The sequence below is a fragment of the Shewanella sp. SG41-4 genome (assembly GCF_014164505.1).
Lineage (GTDB): Bacteria > Pseudomonadota > Gammaproteobacteria > Enterobacterales > Shewanellaceae > Shewanella.
This window is the reverse complement of the sequence record NZ_JACJFI010000218.1, coordinates 1-7,080: the sequence shown is the minus strand read 5'-3', so window position 1 is coordinate 7,080 and position 7,080 is coordinate 1. Positions and strand designations below refer to the sequence as shown.

General features: G+C 40.4%; 7 protein-coding genes. 4 read left to right on the top strand and 3 right to left on the bottom strand.

Going from position 1 to position 7,080, the window contains the following annotated elements; genetic code table 11:
- Window positions 1-468 precede the first annotated feature (468 nt).
- Together H5202_RS24325 and H5202_RS16415 are read right to left on the bottom strand one after the other, a co-directional pair.
- Window positions 469-591 (bottom strand): hypothetical protein, encoded by a 123-nt coding sequence (locus H5202_RS24325; RefSeq protein ID WP_011635985.1) that lies wholly within the window; start codon window positions 589-591, stop codon window positions 469-471.
- 272 nt (window positions 592-863) lie between these two features.
- Window positions 864-1,802, bottom strand: a complete 939-nt coding sequence (locus H5202_RS16415) for a LysR family transcriptional regulator (protein WP_182773022.1) — start codon at window positions 1,800-1,802, stop codon at window positions 864-866.
- Between the two features lie 96 nt (window positions 1,803-1,898).
- Between H5202_RS16415 and H5202_RS16410 the strand changes: the two genes are divergently transcribed.
- From H5202_RS16410 to H5202_RS16395, 4 genes are all read left to right on the top strand, one after another.
- Window positions 1,899-2,993, top strand: a complete 1,095-nt coding sequence (locus H5202_RS16410; RefSeq protein ID WP_182773021.1) for an HlyD family secretion protein — start codon at window positions 1,899-1,901, stop codon at window positions 2,991-2,993.
- A gap of 1 nt (window position 2,994) precedes the next feature.
- Window positions 2,995-4,626: a DHA2 family efflux MFS transporter permease subunit gene (locus tag H5202_RS16405; RefSeq protein ID WP_182773020.1), complete on the top strand. Its 1,632-nt coding sequence runs from the start codon at window positions 2,995-2,997 to the stop codon at window positions 4,624-4,626.
- A 46-nt stretch (window positions 4,627-4,672) separates the two neighbouring features.
- On the top strand, window positions 4,673-5,137 hold the full coding sequence (locus tag H5202_RS16400) for a GNAT family N-acetyltransferase (protein ID WP_182773019.1): 465 nt from the start codon (window positions 4,673-4,675) through the stop codon (window positions 5,135-5,137).
- Between the two features lie 96 nt (window positions 5,138-5,233).
- Entirely contained in the window at window positions 5,234-5,551 is a 318-nt protein-coding gene (locus H5202_RS16395; protein WP_182773018.1) for a putative quinol monooxygenase, read from the top strand.
- A 191-nt stretch (window positions 5,552-5,742) separates the two neighbouring features.
- Here the strand turns inward: H5202_RS16395 and H5202_RS16390 are convergent, their stop codons facing one another.
- On the bottom strand, window positions 5,743-6,771 hold the full coding sequence (locus tag H5202_RS16390; protein WP_182773017.1) for a porin: 1,029 nt from the start codon (window positions 6,769-6,771) through the stop codon (window positions 5,743-5,745).
- Between the last annotated feature and the right edge of the window lie 309 nt (window positions 6,772-7,080).

Sequence of the window (7,080 nt, the reverse complement as noted above, 5' to 3'; positions counted from 1 at the left end):
ATAGTGCTAGTGAACAATAGTGCTAGTGAACAATAGTGCTAGTGAACAATAGTGCTAGGTCAAATAGCGTTGAGTTTTTCGGCAAGCCTTAATGTTTTTTCAAATTGCGGTAAACTTTCGATGATATCGCCATTTGGGTTACATTTAACCGTTTTCCACCTTTCATCGTCTTTAGTTTAAATGTAATACCATTGCGCAGTGCGATCTTAAGTTTTAATGGAGCTGATTTTATCTGCCCAAGTGGACATTTGCGCTAGGCTTTTACCATTCGCCATTGACCAGTAGCCAGTTGGTTTATTTTCTGCTGAGTGGTTTGGGATAAAGCGGCTAGAGCTATTTTGAGTAATATTCTGTTAAGTAGGCTGCTAATTAATAGGCTGCAAACAAAAATACCGAGCAATTTGCTCGGTATTTTTATGTACTCAGTATGTCTATATCAAGCTATTTACAAATAAAAAAGCTTATAAATTATTTGATCTTACTGGCAAAATTTTCAGGTGAATTTTTCGATTGCTTAACCGCACGTTTCTCTTTTAAAGATAATGCCGGTTTTTTCTTCGCTTCTTTTGAATTATTACGTTCTTTGCTCATTTGTATGACTCCTAGCACGCATAATGCGTGGCTAATAAATGGTAATTTGTGTTGTTAGTATCGAATGAACCAAAATTAATCAGCCACTTAATACTTACTTAGCCTTTGAACAATTTACTGAACCAAACTTATCATTGATATTGCGAATTAATGATGTGCGAGAACTTACCTCTATGATCTAAATTAATCACCTGATTGAGTTGATACTAGCACCTAGTCAGTTAAAAATATCTATTTATTCTATAGATTATTTTGTGCTTAAAAACTCATCTTTAATTATGATTGCTTTGTTGGACAAAATCGGGGATTTCGAGCACGCCTTCACCCCAATGCTCAAACAATGCAGCATATAAAAACTCCACAAACACTCGATATTTACGGGGTAAATACACACGCTGCGGAAAACTCAGGGTGACCTTGGTTTGCATCATCGGAAAGTCTTCTAATATCGGTATCAGTTGCTTACTGTCTATGGCTTCTTGTGCAATAAAAACCGGTACCGCAGTAATGCCTAAGCCTTCAATTGCAGCCTCTCGGGCAAAGGTGACATTATTGACTTTTAGCTGCGCAGGGGGATCAAGATCAAGCCATTGGTTACCATCAAAAATACGCCAGCCACCATCAATGTGGGCCGACTGTAACTTAATTGCGGTGTGATGCATTAAATCTTGCGGTATTTGTGGTGTGCCATGACGTTTAAGGTAAGTTGGGCTTGCCATTAACAGTCTGCTGGCAGTGACTAATGAGTAGCTTTGCAGCTTAGGATCATGCTGTTCAGTAATTTGAAATAGAAAATCGACCCCTTCTTCAATCACATCTATTTTACGGTTAGTCAGTTCTGCATCAATGGTGATATTGGGATAAGCGGCCAGAAACCGCGCAAGAATACGACCTAAAAATAATTGTCCTAGCTCGATAGGGCAAATCACTTTTAAGTTGCCTTTGATGTCTTGCTGGCTAGCACTGAGAAGATCTTCGGCATTTTGTAAATCTTGTAAAATTTTACTGATGCGGTGGTAATAACTTGAACCCGCTTCAGTCAGCTTTAATGATCTTGTGGTGCGAAACAGTAACTGCACACCGGCATCAGCTTCTAGATCTGCGATCTTACGACTCACAGTGGCTTTGGTTATTCCCAGTGCTCTGGCTGCACCGGTAAAACTGCCTTGTTCTACTACTTGCGAGAATATTTGAACGCGGTTGAGATCCATATTGTTACACCTGTGAAACAGTGGGTTGAATTTTTACTGTCTAATAAACTTAAGGAAACAGTAGTAAACTAGAGCAGAATAAATTAGGAGTCAAATATGTCTATCAATAAGCGGTTAGTGTTAGTGCCAGGTATTATCGTTGTGTTAGTTGTTGCAGGCGTTTATTGGTGGTCACAAGTTCGATATATCGAGTCAACAGACAATGCGTATGTTGAGGCTGATATTTCCAATATCAGTGTCAAAGTCCCCGGTTATATTGTGCAGTCTGATTTAGTGGATAATCAACACGTCAACAAAGGTGAACTACTGGCTCAACTGGAAGACAGTCAGTTTGTTGCCAAGCTGGCTCAAAGCAAAGCAGTGTTGGCGAGTACGCAAGCAAACTTGCAAACTCTAGCCGCAAAGGTTGATTTACAACAAGCATTAATTAATCAAGCCAAGGCTACCGTTGTGGCTTCACAGTCGGAGCAGTTAATTGCTCAACAACAGTTGAAGCGTTCACAGAAATTAAAAGTCAGTAATTACAGTTCACAAAATGATGTTGACCAACTTCAGGCGGGTTTCGATTCAGCATCGGCTCATGTCGATGAAACACAAGCCGCATTAGTGGCTAAGCAACGTGAATTGTCGGTATTTAATGCGCAATTATTACAAGTACAAGCGGATGTCGATCAGGCTATGGCCAGTGTCGAGTTGGCCAATATTCAATTGGCTGATACACGTGTTACAGCGCCGTTTTCTGGGATTATAGGTAAGCGCGGTGCAATGGTTGGCCAGTATGTTCAACCTGGGCAAGCATTGTTTAGCCTAGTGCCAGATACTCAAGTGTGGATTACGGCTAACTTTAAAGAAACTCAAATTGAACACATGCAAGCCGGACAGGCCGTTAAGGTTAGCTTAGATGCTTATCCTGATGAGGTGTTCACGGGATTTATAGACAGTTTAGCACCTGCATCGGGGTCTAAATTTAGCTTGTTACCCGCAGAAAATGCGACCGGTAATTTTACTAAAATTGTTCAACGTATTCCGGTGCGTATTCGTCTTGAACATGATCAACCCTCATCTGCAATTGGGCGTATTTTACCTGGCTTAAGTGCCTTGGTTGAAGTTGATACAGAGTCAGCAACTCAATCTCATGAGCTTGCTAAAGCATCTGCTGGTCAATCAACGTCTGTGACAGCAGGGCATTAATATGAGCCCGTCAGTTACCGAGGCAGATGTATCACCAGTTCGCTCTGTGAATGCAGTGGCTGATAAACCAACCGGTTATCAGCGTGGTAGTGTCCGATCTTGGATAGCCGTTGCAGGCGGCTTAATTGGCGCATTTATGGCGATTTTGGATATTCAAATCACCAATGCGTCGATGAAAGAAATTCAAGGTAGTTTAGGCGCAACGTTAGAAGAGGGCAGTTGGATAGCCACCGCCTACTTAGTGGCTGAGATGATCGCCATTCCTTTGTCTGGTTGGTTAAGTACCGGTTTATCTACTCGTCGTTATTTACTGTGGACCACCGCTGCCTTTATTGTTGCCTCGATATTGTGCTCAATGTCTTGGAACCTTGAGTCAATGATCGCTTTTCGAGCCTTGCAGGGATTTTTTGGCGGGGCATTAATTCCGTTAGCATTTAGATTAATTCTTGAGTTTTTACCCGACAATAAACGCGCCATGGGTATGGCTTTGTTTGGGGTAACCGCAACATTTGCACCTTCTATTGGGCCGACGTTAGGCGGTTGGTTAACCGAACAATTTAGTTGGCATTATTTATTCTATATCAATGTTCCGCCAGGCTTATTAGTGATGGCAATGTTGGCTTATGGTTTAGAACGTAAACCAATTATTTGGGACAAGTTAAAAGACGCCGATTATTCAGGCATTGTCACCATGGCGTTGGGTATGGGCTGTTTAGAAGTTGTATTAGAAGAGGGCAATCGTAAAGACTGGTTTGGGTCTGATCTTATTCGTAACCTCGCCATTATTGCCGCCATTAATATCAGTTTATTTATTTGGATCCAGTTACGTAAAGCTCAACCATTAGTGAATATTCGTCTGCTTGCGCAGCGAGATTTTGCTTTATCCACTGTGGCGTATTTTTTACTGGGAATGGCGTTGTTTGGGGCGATTTATATGATCCCGCTGTATTTATCACAAATTCATGATTATACCCCGTTAGAAATCGGTGAAGTGATTATGTGGATGGGCTTTCCGCAGTTGCTGGTATTGCCATTAGTGCCCAAATTAATGCAGAAGTTTGATCCACGATATTTGGCTGCACTTGGGTTTGCTTTATTTGCGACCAGTTATTATATGAATAGCCATATGACCATTGATTATGCTGGCGATCAGATGATTGCTTCGCAAATCGTACGGGCGTTAGGCCAACCGTTTATTTTAGTGCCTATTGGCATTTTGGCGACAATGCATCTTCAAGCACATGAAAATGCTTCTGCATCGACGGTGCTCAATGTGATGCGTAATTTAGGTGGCGCTTTTGGTATCGCGCTGGTGGCCACCTTAAGCGATAATTTAGCCCGAGTTCATTTGGCCCATATTAAAGAGACGTTGCCGGCAGTTAGCTCCCAAGCTTACAACTATTTACAACATACCAGTTCGATACTGCAAACCGCGGGTTCTGATGTGGTGAGTGCTAACTCACAGGCCTATGCTTTACTTGCTAAAAATATGTCACAACAAGCGTATATTCAAGCTTACAATGATGTGTTTTTTATTATGGCATGTTTTCTATTTATTGCAGTTGTGGCGGTTTTATTGATCCGTAAACCCGTGGCGAAAAGTGATTCAGATCAGCCTAATGAAATGCATTAATCATGTTAGTATTATCCTAATTGATAGCAATAAATTAGGGTGAGAGATGACATTAACATGGCTCGATGTTGGTTTTACTGAGTTGTCTTTAGAGCAGCTTTATGGGTTAATGCAATTGCGTGTAGATGTATTTGTGGTTGAGCAAAATTGTCCTTACCCTGAATTAGATGGAAAAGATAAACACCCGCAAGCAAGGCACTTACTTGGGCTAAATAACCAAGGTCAGATCCTTGCTTATAGTCGAATATTAGCCCCAAATGTTAGTTATCCTCAAGCCAGTATTGGCCGTGTTGCCGTTGCAAAATCTGCACGTGGTCAGGGCGTGGCGAATCAATTAATGCAAGGTGCCATTGCCATAGCAAAACAACATTGGCCAAAAGACAATATTCAAATTGGGGCGCAAGATTATTTACGCCAATTTTATCAACAACATGGTTTTGTTGTTAATTCAGAAGTGTACCTCGAAGACGGTATTGAACATCTTGATATGTTGTTAATTTATAATAACTAATCGATATTAGTAGCGTAGGGTTTAGAGATAATCTATTCAGCTCAACGTTGATACGTTGTTTATCTGGATTCGGGTAGATCTTAATAAGGAAAAATGATGTCAGATTATGCAGTTAATACCCAGCAAATGGTTTGTGTCGCTCAATTTGTGGCAAAAGCAGGAAAACGTGATCAGTTAGTGGCGGCATTGGCAAGTTTGATCCCTGATACTCGTCGTGAATTAGGCTGTATTCGTTATGAATTGAATATCAGTGTAGATAACGACAACAAAGTTGCCTTTGTGGAAAAGTTTGTCGATCGTGCTGCGTTTGATCAACATTGCGCTAAAGATGCTATTCAGCATTATTTCCACAATGTAATGCCTGAGTTGGTTGAATCACACCATGTTGAAGTGTTTAATCAAGTGATCGCTTAATTGGCGGTAGCTGTTAAGTGCGTCAATTTCGATAGCTGTAATTTCAAGAGCTAGATTACAAGTTCTGGATGTCACGATTAGATTTGAAGCGCTAGAGTTCAAGATTAGATTACAGATACAAAAATGCCAGTCTAAACAGACTGGCATTTTTAATCATTTATACTGTTAAGCCAAAGCTTGTACCAGAATGATTAGAAGTCGTAACGAGCACCGACAGTGAAGATGTTGTCATCTTCTAAATCAACAGTAGCAGTACCTACTTTGTGGTCGCCTTCATACATAGCATAGTGACCATAAACTAAGGTTGACTTAGATATGCGGTAATCAGCACCGACAGTAATTTGAGTAATGTTTACGTCAGTACCTGTCGCTTCTTTGATATTTTTGTAGTAGCTACCAAAACCAGCTTCATCTTGTCCGTATTCAGCTTTTAAGTTTACGCCGTTTAGGTTGTAAGATACGTTAAGGAAGAAAGAATCACCTTCTTGATCAGTTGTTTGGCTTTCAGTGTTTTGGTATAAACCACCAAGCTTGAACTCACCTAGCTTAACTTGTGCCACACCACGGTAAGCATCAATACCACCAATAGTGTTATAAGCTGCAGCTACGTAGTAAGGGTGTGCTTTAAGACCTTTATCACCAAGAGTTGCACTTAATGCATATTGGTCTTCATCTGAACCTTCGTAGTTGTCATCCATTAAATACGTTGCGTTTAATGTGACTAAACCACCAATAACTGGTGAGTAGTACCAAAGACCGTCAGCTTTACGTAACTGGCCACCAATCATACGATCGATATCTGCGTTGAAGTTACCGAATAAATCAATGCCACCTTCAGACTGTTTAAATACCGTATCGTTACGGCCGACTAACACGGTACCAGCGTCACTTTTTAAACCTAAGAATGTGTTACGTGCTTTAAATACAACTTCGTCACTGCCATTCTTACCTTCAGTTTGAGTAGTATTTTCAACTTGGAATTCCATTTGGTATAACAGTTCAATACCGTTAGCAAATTTTTCACTACCTTTTACGCCTAAGTTAGAAAAGTTATTTTCTAATACTGTGCCTTCTTTACCATTTTGCGTTGTAGCGCCTTGATCAGAATTAGTCACAGCTAAATCTAAACGACCATAGAAACTTGGGCCTTCAGCAAGTGTAGCGAAAGAAACTAATGTAAGTACAGATGCTACCGATGCAGAGATTAAGGTTTTTTTCATCTTTCATGCTCCCTAGAACGTTATGTTCTATATTCCATTTTTCATGGTTTTAGTTAGTGAACTTTGTTGCAGATTCAATTCTGTAACAAGCTGGTGCAGATTTTTACAGATTTGATTCCTTCATAGTGTGGCCTAGATCAAATAAACAGGGCCTACTTGCAAATTTGTATATAAATCTGTGATAACTGCGACCATTTGTATAATTAAATCGCAATATGGCATGGATCTACCTCTTTAGGGATGTTCCTATTTTCTTGGAAATAGGCTAGTACACAACCACTAAAAGTTGCAGAATTGTATTTTAGCTCA